General features: G+C 44.3%; 22 protein-coding genes. 15 read left to right on the top strand and 7 right to left on the bottom strand.

The window, feature by feature from the left end:
- Nucleotides 1-300, top strand: a 300-nt coding sequence (locus K6T91_10675) for an SPASM domain-containing protein (protein MCL6473253.1), incomplete at its 5' end; no start/stop codon positions are given.
- Nucleotides 301-407: 107 nt separating this feature from the next.
- On the top strand, nt 408-1703 hold the full coding sequence (hemL, locus tag K6T91_10670) for a glutamate-1-semialdehyde 2,1-aminomutase (protein MCL6473252.1): 1296 nt from the start codon (nt 408-410) through the stop codon (nt 1701-1703).
- Between the two features lie 17 nt (nt 1704-1720).
- Here the strand turns inward: hemL and K6T91_10665 are convergent, their stop codons facing one another.
- The 4 genes from K6T91_10665 to K6T91_10650 all read right to left on the bottom strand — a co-directional run bounded on the left by K6T91_10665 (nt 1721) and on the right by K6T91_10650 (nt 5151).
- Nucleotides 1721-2518: a glucose-6-phosphate isomerase gene (locus tag K6T91_10665; protein ID MCL6473251.1), complete on the bottom strand. Its 798-nt coding sequence runs from the start codon at nt 2516-2518 to the stop codon at nt 1721-1723.
- Between the two features lie 31 nt (nt 2519-2549).
- The gene (gene rfbB, locus K6T91_10660) at nt 2550-3503 is read right to left on the bottom strand and encodes a dTDP-glucose 4,6-dehydratase (GenBank protein ID MCL6473250.1); all 954 of its coding nucleotides are present in this window, start codon (nt 3501-3503) and stop codon (nt 2550-2552) included.
- A gap of 109 nt (nt 3504-3612) precedes the next feature.
- Nucleotides 3613-4068 carry a dTDP-4-dehydrorhamnose 3,5-epimerase family protein gene (locus tag K6T91_10655; GenBank protein ID MCL6473249.1) on the bottom strand — a complete coding sequence of 152 codons (456 nt, stop codon included), beginning with the start codon at nt 4066-4068 and terminating at the stop codon, nt 3613-3615.
- A 15-nt stretch (nt 4069-4083) separates the two neighbouring features.
- Nucleotides 4084-5151, bottom strand: a complete 1068-nt coding sequence (locus K6T91_10650; protein ID MCL6473248.1) for a glucose-1-phosphate thymidylyltransferase — start codon at nt 5149-5151, stop codon at nt 4084-4086.
- Nucleotides 5152-5508: 357 nt separating this feature from the next.
- Here K6T91_10650 and rfbD point away from each other — a divergent pair, with 357 nt between their 5' ends.
- From rfbD to K6T91_10635, 3 genes are all read left to right on the top strand, one after another.
- Nucleotides 5509-6369: a dTDP-4-dehydrorhamnose reductase gene (gene rfbD / locus K6T91_10645; GenBank protein ID MCL6473247.1), complete on the top strand. Its 861-nt coding sequence runs from the start codon at nt 5509-5511 to the stop codon at nt 6367-6369.
- Complete coding sequence (galU, locus tag K6T91_10640) at nt 6370-7260, top strand: UTP--glucose-1-phosphate uridylyltransferase GalU (protein ID MCL6473246.1); 891 nt, start codon at nt 6370-6372, stop codon at nt 7258-7260.
- Nucleotides 7261-7459: 199 nt separating this feature from the next.
- Nucleotides 7460-7915: a transposase gene (locus K6T91_10635; GenBank protein MCL6473245.1), complete on the top strand. Its 456-nt coding sequence runs from the start codon at nt 7460-7462 to the stop codon at nt 7913-7915.
- On the opposite strand, the gene K6T91_10630 is transcribed toward K6T91_10635, so the two are convergent.
- Nucleotides 7912-8175: a hypothetical protein gene (locus K6T91_10630; protein MCL6473244.1), complete on the bottom strand. Its 264-nt coding sequence runs from the start codon at nt 8173-8175 to the stop codon at nt 7912-7914. The genes K6T91_10635 and K6T91_10630 overlap by 4 nt on opposite strands.
- A gap of 265 nt (nt 8176-8440) precedes the next feature.
- Here K6T91_10630 and K6T91_10625 point away from each other — a divergent pair, with 265 nt between their 5' ends.
- The 3 genes from K6T91_10625 (at nt 8441) to K6T91_10615 (ending at nt 11077) form a co-directional block, all read left to right on the top strand.
- Nucleotides 8441-9376: an NAD-dependent epimerase/dehydratase family protein gene (locus K6T91_10625; protein ID MCL6473243.1), complete on the top strand. Its 936-nt coding sequence runs from the start codon at nt 8441-8443 to the stop codon at nt 9374-9376.
- A gap of 196 nt (nt 9377-9572) precedes the next feature.
- Nucleotides 9573-10685, top strand: a complete 1113-nt coding sequence (gene wecB / locus K6T91_10620) for a UDP-N-acetylglucosamine 2-epimerase (non-hydrolyzing) (GenBank protein MCL6473242.1) — start codon at nt 9573-9575, stop codon at nt 10683-10685.
- A 20-nt stretch (nt 10686-10705) separates the two neighbouring features.
- Nucleotides 10706-11077 carry an EamA family transporter gene (locus tag K6T91_10615; protein ID MCL6473241.1) on the top strand — a complete coding sequence of 124 codons (372 nt, stop codon included), beginning with the start codon at nt 10706-10708 and terminating at the stop codon, nt 11075-11077.
- Between the two features lie 63 nt (nt 11078-11140).
- On the opposite strand, the gene K6T91_10610 is transcribed toward K6T91_10615, so the two are convergent.
- The gene (locus K6T91_10610) at nt 11141-11332 is read right to left on the bottom strand and encodes a ferredoxin (protein ID MCL6473240.1); all 192 of its coding nucleotides are present in this window, start codon (nt 11330-11332) and stop codon (nt 11141-11143) included.
- Between the two features lie 507 nt (nt 11333-11839).
- Between K6T91_10610 and K6T91_10605 the strand changes: the two genes are divergently transcribed.
- Nucleotides 11840-13444, top strand: a complete 1605-nt coding sequence (locus K6T91_10605; protein ID MCL6473239.1) for a SpoIID/LytB domain-containing protein — start codon at nt 11840-11842, stop codon at nt 13442-13444.
- A 95-nt stretch (nt 13445-13539) separates the two neighbouring features.
- On the opposite strand, the gene K6T91_10600 is transcribed toward K6T91_10605, so the two are convergent.
- A complete protein-coding gene (locus K6T91_10600; protein ID MCL6473238.1) occupies nt 13540-14574 on the bottom strand; it encodes a glycosyltransferase in 1035 nt (344 codons plus the stop codon).
- 182 nt (nt 14575-14756) lie between these two features.
- Here K6T91_10600 and K6T91_10595 point away from each other — a divergent pair, with 182 nt between their 5' ends.
- The 6 genes from K6T91_10595 to K6T91_10570 form a co-directional block, all read left to right on the top strand.
- On the top strand, nt 14757-15368 hold the full coding sequence (locus K6T91_10595) for a winged helix-turn-helix transcriptional regulator (GenBank protein MCL6473237.1): 612 nt from the start codon (nt 14757-14759) through the stop codon (nt 15366-15368).
- Nucleotides 15369-15376: 8 nt separating this feature from the next.
- Nucleotides 15377-16738: a UDP-glucose/GDP-mannose dehydrogenase family protein gene (locus K6T91_10590; protein MCL6473236.1), complete on the top strand. Its 1362-nt coding sequence runs from the start codon at nt 15377-15379 to the stop codon at nt 16736-16738.
- Between the two features lie 16 nt (nt 16739-16754).
- Complete coding sequence (gene gmd / locus K6T91_10585; GenBank protein ID MCL6473235.1) at nt 16755-17837, top strand: GDP-mannose 4,6-dehydratase; 1083 nt, start codon at nt 16755-16757, stop codon at nt 17835-17837.
- Nucleotides 17834-18799 carry a GDP-L-fucose synthase gene (locus K6T91_10580; GenBank protein MCL6473234.1) on the top strand — a complete coding sequence of 322 codons (966 nt, stop codon included), beginning with the start codon at nt 17834-17836 and terminating at the stop codon, nt 18797-18799. Before gmd ends, K6T91_10580 begins: the two co-directional genes overlap by 4 nt.
- Nucleotides 18799-19647 (top strand): ABC transporter permease, encoded by an 849-nt coding sequence (locus tag K6T91_10575; protein MCL6473233.1) that lies wholly within the window; start codon nt 18799-18801, stop codon nt 19645-19647. Before K6T91_10580 ends, K6T91_10575 begins: the two co-directional genes overlap by 1 nt.
- Before the next feature lie 19 nt (nt 19648-19666).
- Nucleotides 19667-20396: ABC transporter ATP-binding protein (locus K6T91_10570; GenBank protein ID MCL6473232.1), on the top strand; the 730-nt coding region annotated here is incomplete at its 3' end.

The following is a 20396-nucleotide window of genomic DNA, read 5'->3' as shown; positions in this document are numbered from 1 at the left end:
TTTATAAGCCACGTAGGCCAGGTCCAACCGTGCGGTTACTTTGAGAAGTCCGCAGGCAACATTAAAGAGCAAACGTTCAAAGAGGTTTGGGAGACATCGCCGCTATTCACCGACCTGCGCGATTATGATAAGCTCAAAGGCAAATGCGGCGTCTGCGAGTTCAAGAGAATCTGCGGCGGTTGCCGTGCTCGTGCCTACGAAGTTACTGGAGATTATCTTGCTGAAGAACCGTATTGTATATATGAGCCAAGACGGATAGCATCTAAACAAGGTCACGGATGTACAGCGCCTGGATGTTAAATAATTGGCTAATAGCTACCAGGCATCAGCTATCAGCCGCCAGCCTAAAGAAATAAAAGCTGATTGCTGAGTGTTGATAGCTGATGGCTTTAATTAGGAGGTTATAGATGAACACACAAAAATCTCAGGAGCTTTTTGCTGAGGCTCAAAAGTATATCCCCGGTGGCGTAAATAGCCCTGTTAGAGCATTTAAGTCGGTTGGCTTAAACCCGCTTTTTATTGCCAGAGCCAAGGGCTCGAAAGTCTACGATGTCGATGGCAATGAGTATATCGACTATGTTGCCTCCTGGGGGCCGATGATTTTAGGGCATGCTAACGATGAGATAAACGAAGCAGTGCGTGCCGCTATAGAAAATGGTACAAGCTATGGTGCGCCGACCGAGCTTGAGATAGAGATGGCCAAGATGGTTGTTGATGCCATGCCGTCTGTTGAGAAGGTAAGGATGGTAAGCTCGGGCACCGAGGCGGTCATGAGCGCAATCCGCCTGGCGCGCGGCTACACCGGCCGCTCTAAGTTCATCAAATTTGAAGGATGCTACCACGGCCACTCCGATTCACTCCTGGTGCAGGCTGGCTCAGGAGTGACCACACTTGGTCTCCCCGATAGTCCGGGTGTTACTAAGGGTGCAGCACAAGATACGATCAATCTGCCGTATAACGACCTTGAGGCAGTTGAGAAAACCATCCGCGAGCAACATGAGAATATTGCAGCTGTGATCATCGAGCCAGTGGCCGGAAACGCAGGAGTCATCCCACCAAGGGAAGGTTTTCTTGAGGGTTTGCGCAAAATTACCAAAGAGTACGGTGTTGTCTTGATATTCGACGAGGTTATAACCGGCTTCCGTGTATCCTATGGCGGAGCGCAAGCGTATTATAACGTTATGCCGGATCTAACCACTATGGGTAAAATCATCGGCGGCGGCTTCCCAGTTGGAGCATTTGGCGGTCGTGCCGAAATTATGGATCATATCGCACCAGTCGGCTCGGTATATCAAGCCGGCACGCTCTCGGGCAACCCGATTGCGATGACCGCCGGCATCACCCTTCTTAAAATCCTTAAAGACCCAAAGGTCTATGAGGAGCTTGATCGCAAGGGCAAGAAGTTTGCCGATGGGCTCAAAGAAGCAGCTTCTGAAGCCGGAGTCGATGCACAGTTTACCCGGGTGGGGTCGCTATCTTGCATGTTCTTTACCGACAAGCCGGTATACGACTACCAAAGCGCAAAAACATCCGATACCGCAAAGTATGCCGCGTACTTTAAATCGATGCTGGAGCAGGGAGTATATCTTGCCCCATCACAGTTTGAAGCAGCATTCGTATCACTCTCACACACCGATGAAGATATCGAGAAAACAATCGAAGCAGCAAAGAAAGCGTTAAAGAGTTTGGTTGTTAAGGCATAGAATAGGGTCCAGGGACCCTATTCTAACAAAGTTCCCGTCATCTTCAACGCCTTTGTAAATGTATCCATATAGTTTTGTGGGTTGACAAGATAATCGAACTTCTCCGGGTTTTGCGTTATTGAGACGTAAAGAGGAACCGATTCAGTTAATCCAAAATCGGGCACTTCGTTAGCCTGCGCCCACATAGGGGTTGTCTCTATAATGTAGTTCTTATTTTGAACCCACGTGAAGTTGGCAAGTTCATAGAAAGCACCACCATGCAAGTCCTCAAGCGGCTTATAGATAGATTTAAAGCCATCAGCAGTTACGTTACTCATCACAAGCGGCTCATCTTCCGGGTTGATGGTTATGTGCCCGTATCCCGGAGGGATAACTACTTTCTGCCCGGGCAGAGCCTCTACCACAAAGAAGTCTAACACCCTGTTGCCATCAACTTTCTGGCACAGATAGTGGGCGCGCCCGCTTATGACTTCGTAGACTTCGGGATAGGTTACATTTGTTCCAGGAACAAGCGGATGGTAATGCCCAACGGTTTTTAGTAATTCGCGACCGACCACTCCGGCTTGGAGCGTTGTGATATCATAGCGGTAATTTTTTTGGCGAAACATCTCTTTATCTTTTGGGAATCCGACGTCGCGGTACATAAAATAGGCATCTTCAGGGCCGGTTAGGGGTGAATCGGGTGCGAGCACCTCTTTAAAATCCTGTAGATGGCGGATGTCTGGCTCGACAGCCGGTAGATCATCTTTAAATACCAAACGAGCGTCCTCAAGTTCCAACGGTAGACCGGCAACAGTTTCCAGGTTTTTCGACATTAACCTCTCCTCTTTCTTTTTAGGGACGTCCCTACTTAAGGGGACGCCACCACCACTCGTTGTTTTTATACCACTCAATCGTTAAATCTAAAGCATCATTAAAGTTATATTGGGGCTGCCAGCCCAAAGCCTGTACCTTTGAGGTATCTATTGAATACCTGCGGTCGTGGCCAAGTCGGTCTTCAATAAAACGTATCAGAGATTTTGGCTTGCTTAGGTGGCTTAGTATAGTTTCAGTTATTGCAAGATTAGTCATTTCGTTCCCGGCTCCAATATTGTATATCTCACCGATTTCTCCCTTATGAAGGACGGTATCGATACCACGGCAGTTGTCCTCGACAAAGCACCAGTCGCGAACGTTCATTCCATCCCCATAGACTGGAACCGGGATATCCTCGAGCAGATTGGTAACAAAAAGCGGTATTAGTTTTTCTGGATACTGGTATGGACCAAAATTGTTTGAACTTCTAGTTATAATGATCGGTGTACCAAATGTTGTGTAGTGAGCGTGACATAACAAATCTGCAGACGCCTTGCTTGCTGAGTAAGGGCTGCTTGGCTCAAGGCGGTCAGTTTCCTTAAATGAGCCTACCTCAATGCTCCCATAAACTTCATCGGTGCTGATTTGCAGGTATTTAGGGATGTCAAACTCCCTTACAGCCTCAAGTAGAACCTGGGTGCCCATCACATTTGTGGTTATAAACTCTTTGGCTGAAATTATGGAGCGATCAACATGGCTCTCCGCTGCGAAGTTTATCACGACATCGCAACCTTTTACAGCCTCCGACACCGCTACAGGATCACAGATGTCTCCTTTGATGAACCTGTACCGAGGGTTGTTCTCGATATCCTTCAGGTTGTTTAAGTTCCCCGCATAGGTCAGTTTATCAAAGTTTACGATCTCATAATCTGGATGAGCTTTAAGCATGTAGTGGATAAAATTAGAGCCGATAAACCCAGCCCCACCGGTGACCATAATTCTCAAATCAGAACCCCCTGTGTAAATCATGCTCTTGTCTTCTGAGCTATTCAAGTAATAATCGTAGTGCAGCCCTTTAGAGCCTGCCCTGAACCCCGGTTCCTAGACCCTATCCTTATCCGTGCTTTACGCTCCAGTCATAAGGAATAAGTTCTGTGTTATACGGTAGCCGATGTTCATCCGGCTCCTTGTAGTTATAGGTATGCGTTGGGATATTTATCACAATGGCTTCGGTTTCACTTATGCACTTCCAACCGTGATAGACATTTTTTGGGACTTGCACCAAAATCGGATTGTGCTCGCCAATAAAGAATTCGTTTAGCTCGCCTTTGGTAGGGGAGCCGTCGCGGTCATCATAAAGCGCAAGTTTTAGCATTCCTTTTACTACCGCAATGTTATCTGTTTGGAGTTTATGCAGGTGCCACGCCTTAATTATCCCTGGATAAGTGGTAGTCATGTATACCTGCCCAAAGTTTTCAAAAAACTCCTCATCGTTTCTTAAGATTTCCATTAGTCGCCCCCGTTCGTCAGGGATGACTCTTAAGCTTTTAACCTTTACACCATCTATCAACTATTAAACCTCCAATTACAAAACTTCCACTTCGCTATTATCTCCGACCATCAATCTATATGCCTTTGGCTTACGTTCGCTTCTATGTACTTTTACGTTTCGACCTAAAAGACTATCCTCAATTCGGCTTCCAATACTCTCGATAACGCACTCCGCTAGGATTATACTGTGCTCGATTTCGCTTCTTGTTATCGTAACGTTATCGTGAATCGATGTGAAGGGGCCGATATAGGAGTGCATTACCTTACTGTTTTTGCCAATAACTGCAGGGCCGCGAATTACGGAATCAAGGATTTCAGCGCCCTCTTCAATCACGACTCTGCCGTGGATTTTTGTCTTCTCATCAACCGAGCCCCTAATGCTTGTCTCGATGTCCTCGAGCATAATTCGGTTAGCCTCAAGCATGTCGTCTAGCTTTCCGGTATCTTTCCACCAGCCCGATATGACATGGGGATGAACTTCGTACCCTTTATCTACCAGGTATTGAATCGCGTCGGTAATCTCAAGCTCATTTCTCCAGGACGGCTTGATCGCATTTACCGCTTCAAAGATGTTTTTGTCAAACATATATACGCCAACCAGAGCAAGATCAGATGGTGGATCTTTTGGTTTTTCAATCAGCCTTTTTATCCGGCCATCGCCATTAAGTTCGGCGACGCCGAACTGCTGCGGGTTTGGAACGCTTGCAAGAAGTATTTGACAGTTTGGCTTATTTATCCGAAATTCGTCAACCAGGCTGTTAATTCCATCTTTTATAAGGTTGTCTCCCAGGAACATGACGAAACTGTCATTTTCTATAAAATCTTCAGATATTTTTACTGCATGGGCAAGCCCAAGCGGGGCTTCCTGCTCGATATAAGTTACCTTGACTCCAAATTGGCTGCCATCTCCGACTGCTTTTTTAACTTCTTCTTTGGTATCGCCAACAACTATACCGATATCATTAATGCCAGCGTTTCTTACTGTCTCAATGGCATAAAAAAGGATCGGTTTGTTTGCAACTGGAACCAGCTGTTTAGCACTGGTAAATGTGATGGGCCGAAGCCTAGTGCCGGTTCCACCGCTTAAAATCAAGCCTTTCATCAACTATCCCCCGGTATTATTGATCTATAATGATTTACCAGTATTAATATAACTTAAGCATAAGATTTTTACCACTTTTGGGGCTCTGCCGCTTTGTTGTTTACAGGCTATCGCTGGCTGCGTGCTTTGAAGTTTCAGTAGCCGGTATGTTACTCTAAAACTACCGTGATACCTGGCAGAGCGTCACAGATATATTAGAGGTTTGTTGTATAAATTATTGAGGAAAAAGTTAGAAAGTGAGAGCTAAATAGCTCTACATATTTTTGGTTCGGTTGATAATCGATAATCAAGTGTCAATTTTTAGAACCTATAATCAATCAAAGTATAATGGAGTACTGCTTTTGAGGGAGGTTTGCTTTGAGAATATTGGTAACTGGTGCTAGGGGAATGCTTGGCACCGATCTTGTGGATACTTTATCAAAGGAGCATGAGGTTGTTGGAATAGATATAGATGACCTTGATATAACCGATGCTGGGCAAACCAAAAAGAAAATACTAGAGGTTAGCCCGGAGCTAGTAGTGCACGCTGCTGCCTATACGGATGTTGATGGTTGTGAGTCCAATCTTGAATTGGCATATAAGGTGAATGCGATAGGGACCCAAAATATCGCCTTGGCCTGCCAGATATCTAATTCTGCCATGCTTTATTTCAGCACCGATTTTGTGTTCGGCGGCGAGAAATCAACGCCTTATCTGGAATGGGACCGGCCAAATCCTCTTAGCGTCTACGGAGCCTCAAAGTATGCCGGCGAGCACTTTGTATCCCATCTGCTTGAGAGGTATTATATTGTAAGAATTGCCTGGCTCTATGGGGAGCACGGAAAGAACTTTGTTAAAACTATACTCAGACTTGCTGATGAGAAAGACAAACTTCAGGTAGTGGATGACCAGGTTGGCTCGCCAACTTATACCATCGATGTCGCCCGCGCAGTGCTAACACTTATAAAAAGAGGTAATTATGGTATATACCACATGGTTAATAAGGGCGAGGTATCCTGGTATGGATTTGCTAAGAAGATATTGGAGATCAGCGGACGGCACGATGTATTAGTTGAGCCTATAGCGACAGAGGTTCTAAACCGCCCGGCAAAAAGGCCAGCTTACTCAGTTCTCAAAAATCTTGCACTTGAACTTACCATCGGCGATCCGATGCGGGATTGGGAAGAGGCGCTGGAGGAATTTATCGAACAAAAAGTTCTTAAGAGGAGTAGGATATAGATGGCAAATAAGAGCAGCCAAAAAGTAAACAAAGCCGTGATACCGGCCGCGGGGTTGGGGACCCGTTTCCTGCCGATCACGAAGTCGCAGCCAAAAGAGATGATACCGGTGGTTGATAAACCCACGATCCAGTATGTGGTCGAAGAGGCCGTTGCCTCCGGGATAGACGACGTCTTAATAATTACTGGCCGTGGGAAAAGAGCCATAGAGGACCATTTTGACCGGTCCTTTGAGCTTGAGTCGGTTTTAAAAAAGAAAAATGACCATGATGCAGTTGCCGAGCTTGAGGAGATAGCAAAGCTTGCGGATATACATTATATAAGGCAAAAGATTGCGGCAGGATTAGGGCATGCAGTATTGTGCGCTGAGAAACACATAGGGGATAATCCTTTTGCGGTTCTTCTTGGAGATGCTATAACCTTAAGTGATAACCCCTGCACACGTGAGCTTATAAAGTACCACAAGAAGTTTAACTCAACGGTTGTTGCCGTTGAGCGTGTACCACGCGAAGAAGTGAAGAAATACGGCATAATCGAAGCCAAAAAAATTGGCCCTCACCTATACGAGGTTATTGATCTGGTTGAAAAACCTTCCCCAAAAGATGCGCCATCTGATCTCGCTATGTTAGGCCGCTATGTACTGACACCGGGTATCTTCAAAGCACTTGCCGCCACAGAGCCGGGTCTGGGAGGTGAGATACAGCTAACCGATGCTCTAAAGCGGCTTCTTAAGAAAGAGAAGATCTATGCATTCGAAGTTACCGGCCCGCGCTACGACATCGGAAACCAACTCAGCTGGATCAAGGCAACAGTTGAAATTGCCTTACAAAATAAAGAATTTGGACCCGAGCTCCGGAAGTACTTGAAGAAGCTGCTAGAGGAGCAAGAATAACTTTGGACCATTAATTGGCCTAGATGTGCTAAAGTGCCAATGTCTTTATTTTTATTGTAGAAGTTACCAGGTAGGGTAATAATTGAGGCAACAGTTAACCGCCAAAACCTAAGAAAAATTTTTAAAAATATCCCTAAAAGGGGGTTGTGCACATCATACGATTAATTTATTGTAATATTTCATGGAGAGCAAGCGATTATTGACAAAGCAAGATGAAGATCGGGACAATGTAAGCACGTTACCGCTCATATACCATGTAGTTCTTACGGCTTATCACAAGGAAGCTCTTTTTAGTAAAGCAAACAACTGCAATAACCTGGCTTATCTGATTTTTGAGACAACCGCTCTTCATGAGTATGAGCTTTTTGCATTTTGTATAATGCCGGATCATGTTCATATCCTTTGCCAGCCGGGAAACGTTTTGGTGGCTCATTTTGTTAACTTGTTAAGATTTAGGTTTGAGTATGTTCTTGCCAAGGGCGGGCGGAAAGGGCCTGTATGGCAACCTGATTATAGAGAGCAAGCCCTCCCTATGGAGCAGATCGTAAGCGCTGCAACTTTTATTCTTGAAAATCCAGTGCGCAACGGTTTAGTAGATAACTTTATTGACTACCCGCATTCGTTTCTTCTTGGCGGGAAAAAATACGAGCCTTAAGCCCTTTTAGAAAGAAGCGATCGGGACCGGGCGCCGGCATATTGCCCGGCAGCAAAAGCCGGGATGGTAAAAAGAAGGGCCCACCAGCCAAAATGGAAGCCCAACCGCAGCAGAATAACTATCGGCACCGGAATATGTATGGCTAAGAACCAATCCCTAGATAGCCTCTCTGCCCCTGCCCTCCAATAACCAAAAGGCAGGGTAATAACAAATATTGCTGTTAGCATAAGCACTAATCTTAGAATCAGGGTTTGGCCCACCTCTTAATTACTCCTCTACGGTGCGTTTTTAATATTATACCAGAAATACCCAAATAATGTGATTGCCAAAAGGCAAATCAAGCGATTAAACAGCATCCAGAAAATTAACTCTCGTGCCTGCTCTGCCGTATAAAGTATGCATTTATTGCCATAATAAGCTATACTTGAAACCACTGGATTTATCTACCCTATAGGTGCCTTTAACTAATTTAGATCGTTGGAGATAACTAGCTTTATTAACTTTGACTATTGAAGGTGATGTGTTTTGAGGATCATCGTAACCGGTGGCGCCGGTTTTATCGGCTCTAATATTGTAGACGCCTATATTGAGGCCGGCCATGAAGTAGCTGTTATTGATAACCTATCAAGCGGCAAGGAGGAAAATATAAACCCGAAGGCGCGGTTTTATAAGATAGATATTCGCTCGCCTGAGATCGATTTGGTCTTTGCAAAGGAAAAACCGGACGTATTAAACCACCATGCCGCGCAGATTGATGTTCGAAAATCGGTAACCGATCCTATGTACGATGCAAGCGTTAACATCACAGGCATGGTTGGGCTTTTGCAAAGCTGCGTCAAACATGGCGTTAAGAAGGTGATTTTTGCGTCATCAGGGGGTGCAATCTACGGAGAACCTAAAATTTTGCCGGCTGACGAGAGCACGCCATTAGACCCGCTGGCGCCATATGCAACTTCAAAAATTGCTGGGGATTATTACTTAAGGTGCTATAGCAACTTGCATGGGTTGAAATATACTTCGCTTCGCTACGGCAATGTTTATGGGCCAAGACAAGACCCTCACGGTGAGGCTGGTGTTATCGCAATATTTTGCCAGGCCATGCATGAAAACCGGGAAGTTAAAATATTTGGTACTGGAGAGCAGCTTAGAGACTATGTCTACGTTGGCGATGTTGTAAGGGCAAATCTTCTTGCTTTAGGAAGTGGTGACAACGAGGAGATCAACATCGGCACAGCAATTGGCACGTCGGTAAACGAGCTCTTTACCCGGCTTAAAAACATAATCGGCTATCAAAAAGATGCGGTCTATTATCCACCCCGACAGGGTGAACTAGAGAGGACTTATCTTGCAAATGCCAAAGCTAAAGAAGTTCTCGGCTGGGAGCCGCTTATAGACATTCAGAGAGGGCTCGAACTTACTGCAGCATTTTTTAAAGAGAAGCTCGCCAGAGAGAAGGTCTAGAAATTAAGATACGAGAGAGGGATAATTTCGAATTACGAATATCAAATTAAAGACTGGTGAGTTAGTGAATGGGATTGTCATTGCGAGCGTAGTGAAGTAATCTTAGCTGTCATTGCGAGGAAGCCCAAAGGGCCGACGTGGCAATCTAGTTCCTCTCCCCTGGGGGAGAGGTTAGGTGGGGGGAATATTCCCGTTTATGTTAAAAGCCCTATTTGTATTTGGTACGCGTCCTGAGGCCATCAAGATGGCTCCGGTTATAAAAGAACTTGAGAGCAGACCAAATAAATTTAAGTCGGTCGTTGCAGTTACCGCCCAGCACCGTGAAATGCTGGATCAGGTGCTCAATCTCTTTGATATAAAACCGGACTATGACCTTGGAATAATGAAGACTGGCCAGGATCTTTTTGATATCACAACCAAAGCCCTTCTTGGCTTAAAGCCCGTATTAGAAAAAGAAAAGCCGGATGTTCTTCTTGTTCAAGGCGACACAACAACGACTTTTGTTGCTTCCCTGGCAGCTTTTTATCTTAAGATACCGGTTGGGCACGTGGAGGCGGGCCTGCGAAGCTTCGACAAGTATCATCCGTTTCCTGAGGAGATAAACCGGGCGATGACTACAACCATAGCCGACTACCATTTTGCACCAACCGATACTGCCAGAAAAAATCTCCTGGCGTGCGCTGTGCCGGAGGAGCGTATCTATGTTACAGGCAACACGGTTATCGATGCCCTTATCCAAACAGTCAAACCGGAGTACACCTTTACCGAACCCACCCTTAAAGATATTGACTTTGGCGGTAAAAAAATCATTCTTGTCACCGCACACCGGCGTGAGAACTGGGGAGAGCCTATGAGGCAAATCTGCCGTGCCATTAAAGATATTGCGGCGAAAAACAGCGATATCGAGGTCGTTTTCTCGGTTCATTTAAATCCGGTTGTGCAGCAGACCGTGAGGCAGATTCTTGATGGTATCGAACGCATTCACCTGGTTGCTCCGCTCGATTACGAGCCATTTGTGCAACTTATAGACAGGTCTTATCTTATCTTGACCGACTCTGGTGGCATACAGGAGGAGGCTCCCTCGCTCGGCAAACCTGTGTTGGTTTTGCGGGAAGTCACAGAGCGGCCCGAAGGCGTTAAGGCCGGCACAGTAAAAGTCGTTGGCCGTGATATAAGCATGATAGTAAAAGAGGTACAACTTTTGCTTAAAGATGGGGTAGAATATGGTAGGATGGCACGCGCTGTCAACCCATATGGAGACGGATATGCGAGCAAAAGGATAGCCGATATATTAGAGAATATAAAATAAATCAAGAACTAGGAGATTTGATGCTTAGATCGCTTATCCTAATATTTACTAGCTTATCGCTTGCACTTGGAGGGCAGTTTCTACTCAAGTCCGGTATGAACCAGGTTGGGCGAATCGGCGGGGGCGATATGGCCTATTATAAAGCCATGCTTTTTAAGACGTTTATTAATCCCTATGTACTTGCAGGCTTACTATTTTATGCTCTCTCATCAGTGTTGTGGCTTATTGTGCTCTCAAGGGTGGATTTAAGCTTTGCTTATCCTTTTGTCGGGATCGGCTATATTATAGTCATGTTTATAGCGTGGAGATATCTGAACGAGCCCGTAAGCGCTATTCGGTTTGCAGGTGCCTTCTTGATCGCCCTCGGCGTTGTTTTGATATCAAGAAGCTAACTTCACCAAAAAAGGCTAGCCGGTCGGCTAGCCATAAAAGTGTGAGCGCGGATTTTATTTTGGTTATTCCCATGCGATAGAGTCGGTTGGGCACTCCGAGATGGCCTCATCAATTTTGTCTTTGAGAGAATCATCAACCGCCCCTTCAATAACATAGGCGAGACCATCGTCTCTGAGCTCGAAGACCTCTGGGCAAACCTGCTCACAGATGCCGTCGCCGATGCACTCGTCGTGATCGATAACTGGTTTTCTCATTGCACTACTCCTTTGTAATAAAAATTCTCCTTTATTATTAGCAGGTTTTGCTGCAATTTTCCACACTTATTATGGCTTTTTTTGCCAACCGTTAATTATTTACGGGTTCCCAAGCTAACCAGGTAATAAATGAGCTTATTTTAGTTTTAGACCCCAAACAGCTGCTGCAAGGCATCGTGGTCTTTATCATTAAAGTGTACGCAAGCGTGTGCCGAATAAGTAAAAAGAGAGCTTAATAGTTGTACCTCCAAGCAATTACCCTAAGCGCACATTTAAAATTTGCGGTTGCAAATACCAGAAATCCGTTCTATTTGGACCAGTATTTTTCCGGCGGTCGTTGTTATTAAAAGCAGATTGTTGTTAAGCAGGGCTTTTGTACCAGGATGCTGGAAATTACAGGGGATATTCTGTAATGTAGATATATTGAGCGGTTGCTTGTACAGCTATTAGCTATCAGGGCCCAAGAATATTAATTGTACTTGCGTTTGTTGCAATGCGGTGGTTTTAATGCAAACAAAAAGTTGGTTATATAAATTTTGTGGCAGTTTAGTCTTATGCTTGATAGCTATACCGTTTTTAATTTCACCTAGCGCACCATTTTCCTCCGATAGGTCTTTTACTGTCACCGGTAAGGCTGTAAATATAATTACCCGCAAGCCTATCGAGGGTGCGGTAATTAACATAGTAGGGCAATCATCCAAAACGGTTACCAAAAGCGATGGCAAGTTTAGTCTTCAAACGGCAAAAACCACTTTTAATGTACATGCTTCAGCTAAAGGCTACATCGGCATGACCCAGACCAGCCAAAAACCAGGGAGACCTGTTACCTTTGAGATGATCCCCAAAAAGCTAACAGAAGAGCAGGAGAAAGTGATTGAGAGCAAATTCAGATTTGCCGAGAACCTGCAGACGAGTGACATAAGCAGCGTGAATTCTGCCTCCTTAAGCGCAGGCAGTGTAACAGTAGCATCGTCAGACCTTGTTCCCGACACGATTAAAGTTTTAATGCCGGGTCCAGATGGTAAAACCGGAACAGGTGATGATTTCATTCAAACAATGAGTGTTGATGAGTATCTAAAGGGCGTGGTACCCCGTGAGGTAGGCTATACGTGGCCGGCTGAGGCTCTAAAAGCTCAAGCCGTAGCAGCCAGAGCTTATGCGATAACGTCTCACAATCATGGTGCTGCCAATGTTTGTACGACCACACACTGTCAAGTGTGGGGCCAAACTCATTATGACACGACCGACGCTGCCGTCGAAGCCACGCACAATGTTGTCCCTATATATAACGGCCAGGTAATCCGGGCTTTCTTCTTTGCGCACTGCGATGGTCACACTCGAAACAGTGAAGATGTTTGGTCTACCGCTTTACCGTATGCTCGTAGCGTGCCTTGTAGCTGTGGCTATACCACTATGTACGGCCATGGGGTTGGCATGTGCCAGCGAGGCGCCGAGGCGATGGCTAAGGCAGGATATAGTTATGTGGATATTATAAGACATTACTATACCGGGGTTGAATTGGCAGGTATTATTCCGCCTGAGGCAACTCAGGAGTATATGGTAGTGAATACAGGAGGAAATGGTCTAAAGTTAAGGTTAGCTCCCTGGGGTGACATTATTACTACCATGCCGGAAGGTAGCAGAGTATGGTCTGATGGCCAAACCCAGCAAAACAACGGCACCTGGAGATACGTCTATTTTAACGGTCGCTGGGGCTGGGCCCATGGGAATTACCTGCAACAATTAGAATACTCAGCCATCTATGTATCCGATAACACTCCAGCTTCAATGGCAGCAGAGAATAACTACTCTGTATCTGTTACAATCAAAAACACAGGCTCTAAGACCTGGAAAGCAGGTGGGGCTAATCCTGTCAATCTTGCTTACCACTGGATGGATCTGAATGGCAATGTGGTTGTGTGGAACGGGATAAGAACCTCGATTGGCTCTGATATGGCACCAGGTAGCCAAAGCACTATAAATGCAACAGTTAAAGCACCGCCTACTCCTGGTAGCTATATACTTAAATGGGACTTGGTAGAAGAAGGAGTAACCTGGTTTTCAGACAAAGGGGTTGCAACAAGAGACAAGTCTGTTAGTGTGCTACCTTAAAAATCGAGCAACTGATTAGAGCGAAGTCTGAGCTATAAATAAAAATTTAAGCGTTTTTGCTCAAAGCGCTATGCACAGCAACAACAATCTTGTTTTTAGTTGCGTATCTTTTCAATAAACTTAACCAACGAAGGTTGATTCCTGCCATCCACAAGAAATTTTTGTGCTACTTGTTTGCATTTTGAAGACATTGCATTTCGATTGTTCGGCGTATCCGTCCAAAAGGCTATAATTCTTTTTGCAAATTCTTCAGCATTAAGTGGTACTACCAATTCAGATGATACCTGCTTAGCTAAACTGGAAGCGCCGGTCCACTCCGAAACAAAAGGCACAACTCCAGCGAGCATTGCTTCAGCTACTACTAGTGGAAATGCATCACCCCTAACGGGGTGGATAAGCACTGAGGATGATGATAGGTAAGAGCTTATGTCGCTTACCGGACCAGGTGAAACTATTCCAGGTTGCTCTGCAATACCATGAAATCCTAAAATTGTCAGCTTGGCGTCAGAAAATTGCTGCCGGAGCTCAAACAAGCATTTTATAGCGATATCTACACCCTTACAATACTGGCTTCCACCTCCAATAAGGACCAAGTTATGTGAGTTTAGTGCGGGCTCTATTGGTGAGAGCTTATCCACCTTATCTTGAGGTATCGGTGGATACCTGACTGCAATAGGTAGTGGTTTTAGATGTTTTTTGGCTAGTTTCGCTGTTAAATCGCCAATGGCAATGATACCTGAGACAGACCGGAAACCATGTCGAATGATGATACGAGTCAGGGCACTAGCTTCAACAAAAGCTCGATATAGAGCATCGTCAGCACACAGGGCGATAACTTGTTTTGGGCGCCGGTTGAGGAATTTGATTACTGGTGCCATTAAAGCGGCCGGTAAGGTTCCTTCAATAATAATCACATTGGCTTTGTTTGCCCTAAGCATCATGGCAGTGGATAGGTATGAACGCAGTTTTATTCTAATTGAAACTTGTTTACCAGCAGACCATTCACCTAACATTTTGATATTTTTGCTGCAGCAGTTGGCTAGAAGCCTCTGATGCGCAGGATGGGCGCCTGAATAAACGGCAATCGCATTTATTTTGCTTTCGGTTTTAAGTTCTAATGCTTGGCTCATGGTTGGATTATACTCCACAGCTGTTCCGCTTTGAAGCAGCGGCAATCATACGCGCTATTAATAAAGTAGTCAGACCCTTGATTAGACATGCTGAATTATGCTAAACTATGTTCAGGATATGAACAATCAATGTTTGAACAATTATTTAGTTAGCGATATTGCGCAAACCAGGGGTTTACCTAATGCATAAAGATGAGGTTTTTTTAAAAGAAGCCGAAGCCCTACATAGTCTCCGTGCCCTTGAAGAAATCGAAAAGAATCCAAAAATTTCTCAACGGGAGCTTTCTAATCGTCTTGGGGTTGCCCTTGGCATTACCAACGCGCTTCTTAAAACATTAGTCCGCAAAGGACTTATTAAGATTCGCGGTGAGAATAATCGCTCTTTAACTTATCACCTTACACGTGCTGGAGTTCTAGCCAAAAGTCAGCTGGCAGTAAAGTGGACTTTAAATACAATAGATTTTTATCGTCAGGCAAGGAAGGATGTTTTTAAAAAATTGCAAGAGCTGGCTGAACAGGATGTAAAAACTGTAGCATTATACGGCAGAAACGAACTAGCGGAAATAGCTGCTATTGTGGCGCCTGAAGTGAAGCTTGAAATTATTGCTATTATCGATGACCAAGCATCAGATGGTAAAAAAGTCTTCCTAGGGTATCCAATAATGAGTTTTGAAGATTTAGCCACGAAGCAATTGGATGCGATTATTATTTGTCTAGAGGTGGATGATAACCATTTAAGAAGGTTTGGTCAATCCATAAACCTAGCTACAACACGATTGTATCGTCTAATCTAGGGGGAACTATGAAGCTAGCTATTGTGGGTACTGGACATGTAGGTCTGATTTCTGGCGCCTGTTTCGCAGAGGTTGGCCATCACGTCGTGTGCATCGATATCGACCAAGAAAAAATAAAGACGCTACAAGCTGGCAATCTAACTATTCATGAACCGGGTCTTGAAGATATTGTTAAGCGCAATGTAGGCCACGGCAGGCTACTTTTTACCTCAGATATAGCCAGTGGTATAGCTGAGTCCGAGGTAGTCTTTATTGTAGTCGGTACACCTCCACTTGAAGATGGAAAAAGCGATCTTAGTTACGTATATGAGGCAGCGGCTGCAATCGGCAAAGCTTTACGAGGTGGCTACACAGTGGTTGCCGTTATGAGTACAGTACCGGTTGGCACATCCTCAGAGGTCGAGGCAATCATAAAAGAAAATTTAACGTGCAGTGATGGAGCAATTGAGTTTGATGTAGCATCTAACCCTGAGTTCTTGCGCGAAGGCACTGCTGTTTTTGACCGCATGCATCCCCACAGAATTGTCGTCGGAGTCAATAGCAAGAGAGCGGCTGATATCTTAAGCAGAGTGTATGAGCCATATAATGCACCTATTTGGGTTGTTGACAGGTCAACCTCTGAACTTGCCAAGTATGCTTGCAACGCATTTTTAGCAACCAAGATATCATTCATCAACGAAATCGCAAATATCTGTGAATTGACGGGAGCTAATGTTGAGAAAATTGCTAAGATCATGGGACAAGACCCACGAATCGGCCCAGATTTTCTTAAAGCTGGTATTGGTTATGGGGGCTCATGCTTTCCAAAAGATACACGAGCGTTGGATCATATCGCTCTTACACAGGGCCATAATTTTGAGCTTTTGAAGGCGGTCATCAAGGTCAATAACATTCAAAAAGAGCGGTTTGTTGAAAAGATACGAAGTTCTGTTGGTAGCTTTACTGATAAAACAATAGCAGTTTTTGGGCTCTCGTTTAAGCCAAATACTGATGACGTTCGCGAAGCACCCGCGCTCTGGATAATCCGAACCCTTTTAGATGAAGGCGCTCGAGTTAGAGCCTACGATCCGGTAGCGGTCGACAAAGCAGTTGCAACTTTAGGCAAACAACCTGGGCTTAAAATGTGCGCGAGTCCGTATGAGGCCGCTGAGGGTGCTGATTTGTTGGCTATTGTAACTGAATGGGATGAGTTTAAGAAGCTGGATTTGAGCATATTGCGCTCAGCAATGAAGCACCCTGTAGTCTACGATGGGCGCAATATTTATTCAGTGGAAAAAATGGCAGAGGCTGGGTTTGAGTATTACTCAGTCGGACGTCCGGTGGCAAACAATGAGCATGTAACCTTGCTTAATCGTACGGTTAAAAATTAGGAGGATTAGTTAAGAAATGTCAAAAACAGCATTAATAACCGGCGTGACCGGTCAAGATGGTGCTTATCTGGCTGAGTTATTACTAGATAAGGGCTATACGGTACATGGCATTAAAAGGAGAGCATCCTCTTTTAATACTCAAAGAGTTGATCACCTTTACACAGATCCACATGAGGGTCATCCTAGGTTTCTTCTGCATTATGGAGATGTTACGGATTCCACAAACGTGATTCGCTTAATCCAGGAGACGCAGCCGGATGAGATTTATCACCTGGCCGCACAAAGCCACGTGCACGTTTCATTTGAGTCACCGGAATACACCGCAAACGCAGATGCGCTCGGTACATTACGGTTACTTGAAGCTTTGCGTATCCTTGATATGACGGATAAAGTTCGCTTCTATAATGCAGCAACAAGCGAGCTATATGGCCTTGTGCAGGAAATCCCACAAACAGAGAAAACGCCATTTTATCCAAGAAGCCCCTATGCAGCAGCTAAACTTTATAGCTATTGGATAACCGTTAACTACCGCGAGGCATATAACATCTTTGCAAGTAACGGGATCTTGTTTAATCATGAGTCGCCAATACGAGGCGAGACGTTTGTTACTCGAAAGATAACCATGGCGGCAGCCCGCATCAAGCTTGGTCTACAAGAAAAACTATTTCTTGGCAACCTAAATGCCAAGAGAGATTGGGGTTATGCCAAGGATTATGTTGAGGCGATGTGGCTTATGCTTCAGCAGGAAAAGCCTGATGATTTCGTAATTGCAACTGGAGAGACCCATTCGGTTAGGGAGTTCTGTGAAGAAACATTTAAAGAGCTTGGTATAGACCTTGAATGGCGGGGAAGTGGAGCTGAGGAGAAGGGTATCGACGCTGATACGGGTCGCGTTATTATCGAAGTTGACCCAAAATACTTCCGTCCAACCGATGTTGAGATATTAATCGGTGATGCATCAAAGGCACGCGAGAAACTTGGTTGGCAGCCAAGAGTTACGTTTAAAGAGCTAGTTAGGATTATGGCTAGAGCTGATTATGAGGAAACTAAGAAGCTAGCGATATTGAAGGAAGAAGCTCTGTTTCAGGAGAGTCGATGAAATCAGCGGATGCTTTAAATAAAAATTCCAAAATATATATAGCCGGGCATAGAGGTCTCGTTGGGTCAGCGATAGTACGCAAGCTCAAGGCTGAGGGTTATAAAAATCTTCTTTTGCGCAATAGCGATGAGTTGGACCTGCGCGATAGCTCTGCCGTAAGAGATTTCTTTGAGTCCGAACGGCCAGAGTATGTTTTTCTTGCCGCAGCTAAAGTAGGCGGCATCTGGGCTAATAGCCATTATCCAGCTGAGTTTATCTACGATAATCTAACCATTCAACTAAATATAATTCATAATGCTTATTTATTTGGCGTCAAGAAACTTCTTTTTCTGGGAAGCTCCTGCATCTATCCAAAGTTTGCGCCACAGCCGATGAAGGAGGAGTATTTACTAACCGGTATTCTGGAGCCAACAAATGAGCCTTATGCTATAGCTAAAATCGCTGGTATTAAAATGTGTGAGGCATATAACCGCCAATATGGAACCAACTTTATCTCGGTTATGCCAACAAATCTTTACGGGCCAAATGACAACTTTGATCTTCAGAATTCCCATGTTCTTCCGGCTTTGATTCGCAAATTTCATGAAGCAAAGGTGAGCGGTGCACCTTCAGTTGTTGTATGGGGAACCGGTAGCCCTCGCCGTGAGTTCTTGCATGTTGATGATTTGGCTGATGCATGTTTATTTCTTATACAGAATTACGGTAGCAGTGAGCTTATCAATATCGGTGTTGGCGAGGACCTAACCATTAAAGAGTTAGCTTTGCTAATAAGAGAGGTAGTCGGTTTTGAGGGTGAGCTTGAGTTTGATAGTTCAAAGCCCGATGGCATGGCTCAAAAACTCTTAGATGTTAGTAAGATAAATAATCTAGGATGGCGGGCACAAATTGGCCTGCGCCAGGGGATTGAGATGACTTATCGGTGGTATGTTGAAAGTTTATCTTTTGAGGGGGTTGCAGGTTAATGTCGTCAGGAAATGTCGTCATATATGAACCTGATCGACAACTTAAAATGGGCTTCTTTGCTCAGTGGCGTGAGATGGTTATAGATTTATTGAAGAGTCGTGAACTTATTTGGCGTCTATTTCTAAGGGATTTTCAATCTAAATACAAACAATCGTTATTAGGTATCGCCTGGGTCGCTTTAAATCCTCTTGTGACTACTGCGATATTTGTCTACCTTAACAGTGCTGGAATTTTGCGTATTGGCTCTGTAGGCGTTCCCTATGTTGCATTTGCAATTATGGGGCTTACATTTTGGAGTTTATTTGCAGTTGGTGTGACTGCAAGCACCAGTAGCATTATAGGTGCTGGACCTTTAGTGGCGAAGATAAATTTTCCTAAGGTAAGTCTCGTGTATGCATCTATTGGTCAAGCATTAGTTGAATTTATTGTGCGTTTAGCGCTAACTATTATTGTTCTGGTAATCTTTAAAGTTACTCCTGTATGGACAGCAATATTCTTGCCCATAGCCATTATTCCACTGTTGCTTTTGACCATTGGTGCAGGGTTCATCTTATCGCTTGCAGCAGGGGTTTTTAGGGATATGAATAACGTTGTTGTGTTAGTAGTGCAATTGTTGATGTTCTTAAGTCCGATCCTTTACCCCGTTCCAAAATCTAAGTTAGCTGCTACTCTCTTTAACTGGAATCCAGTGGCTCAACTGGTGGTCGGTCCAAGGGACTTAGTTATTTACGGTGGTTTTTCTAATCCAGTGGGTTTTCTCTGGTCGACTATTTTTGCTATGGTTGTTTTTTTAGCCTTTTGGCGGTTATTTTATCTAGCTGAGACGAAAATTACTGAAAGAATATAAAAATAGGAGAGTATAACGTTTGTCTAATAATGTAGTTATTAGAGCTGATCATGTTTTCAAAAAGTTCTCTCAGAAGCTTCAACATGTAATGATGTATGGAGCTATAGATATAGCTCGTAATATGCTGGGGCTTAGGTCGAAATCCCATGTTCTTCGAAACGGAGAATTTTGGGCTGTGCATGACGTTTCTTTTGAATTGAAACAAGGGGAAACTCTAGCCCTGATTGGCCCAAATGGATCTGGCAAAAGCACGCTTCTTAAAATGCTAAACGGTATTTATATGCCCGATAAAGGGACTATCAGAATTAAGGGTAGGGTGGGTGCTTTAATAGAGGTAGGAGCTGGTTTTCATCCTATGCTAACCGGAAAAGAGAATGTATATATAAACGGCTCGATCTTAGGTATGAATAAAAAAGAGTTGGATAAAAGATATGATGAAATAGTTGAATTCGCAGATATTGGCGAATTTATTAATATGCCAGTCAAGCATTATAGTTCGGGAATGCATGTTCGCCTTGGGTTTGCTGTTGCTGTACATTCAGAGCCAGATATTCTACTGGTAGATGAGGTTTTAGCAGTAAGTGATGCTAATTTTCAAAAAAAATGCTTCGATAAAATTTTGGATATGAAAAAAAATGGGACATCTATTGTCTTCGTTTCACATTCCATATCGGCTGTGGAACGTCTTTGCACCCAATCTATTCTCATTAAAAACGGAAAACAGATTTTTTCCGGGAACACACGTGAGG

This window comes from Bacillota bacterium (assembly GCA_023511485.1).
Classification (GTDB): domain Bacteria; phylum Actinomycetota; class Aquicultoria; order Aquicultorales; family Aquicultoraceae; genus CADDYS01.
The sequence above is the reverse complement of the archived record's forward strand: the minus strand, read 5'-3'. Positions and strand labels throughout refer to the sequence as shown.

What these genes read in the sequence shown, in the direction of transcription:
- gmd (MCL6473235.1), top strand. Translation starts at nt 16,755, where the DNA reads ATGTCAAAAACAGCATTAATAACCGGCGTGACCGGTCAAGATGGTGCT.
- K6T91_10580 (MCL6473234.1), top strand. Translation starts at nt 17,834, where the DNA reads ATGAAATCAGCGGATGCTTTAAATAAAAATTCCAAAATATATATAGCC.
- K6T91_10600 (MCL6473238.1), bottom strand. Translation starts at nt 14,574, where the DNA reads ATGAGCCAAGCATTAGAACTTAAAACCGAAAGCAAAATAAATGCGATT.
- wecB (MCL6473242.1), top strand. Translation starts at nt 9,573, where the DNA reads ATGTTAAAAGCCCTATTTGTATTTGGTACGCGTCCTGAGGCCATCAAG.
- hemL (MCL6473252.1), top strand. Translation starts at nt 408, where the DNA reads ATGAACACACAAAAATCTCAGGAGCTTTTTGCTGAGGCTCAAAAGTAT.
- galU (MCL6473246.1), top strand. Translation starts at nt 6,370, where the DNA reads ATGGCAAATAAGAGCAGCCAAAAAGTAAACAAAGCCGTGATACCGGCC.
- K6T91_10615 (MCL6473241.1), top strand. Translation starts at nt 10,706, where the DNA reads ATGCTTAGATCGCTTATCCTAATATTTACTAGCTTATCGCTTGCACTT.
- K6T91_10665 (MCL6473251.1), bottom strand. Translation starts at nt 2,518, where the DNA reads ATGTCGAAAAACCTGGAAACTGTTGCCGGTCTACCGTTGGAACTTGAG.
- K6T91_10590 (MCL6473236.1), top strand. Translation starts at nt 15,377, where the DNA reads ATGAAGCTAGCTATTGTGGGTACTGGACATGTAGGTCTGATTTCTGGC.
- K6T91_10575 (MCL6473233.1), top strand. Translation starts at nt 18,799, where the DNA reads ATGTCGTCAGGAAATGTCGTCATATATGAACCTGATCGACAACTTAAA.
- K6T91_10650 (MCL6473248.1), bottom strand. Translation starts at nt 5,151, where the DNA reads ATGAAAGGCTTGATTTTAAGCGGTGGAACCGGCACTAGGCTTCGGCCC.
- K6T91_10595 (MCL6473237.1), top strand. Translation starts at nt 14,757, where the DNA reads ATGCATAAAGATGAGGTTTTTTTAAAAGAAGCCGAAGCCCTACATAGT.
- K6T91_10610 (MCL6473240.1), bottom strand. Translation starts at nt 11,332, where the DNA reads ATGAGAAAACCAGTTATCGATCACGACGAGTGCATCGGCGACGGCATC.
- K6T91_10605 (MCL6473239.1), top strand. Translation starts at nt 11,840, where the DNA reads ATGCAAACAAAAAGTTGGTTATATAAATTTTGTGGCAGTTTAGTCTTA.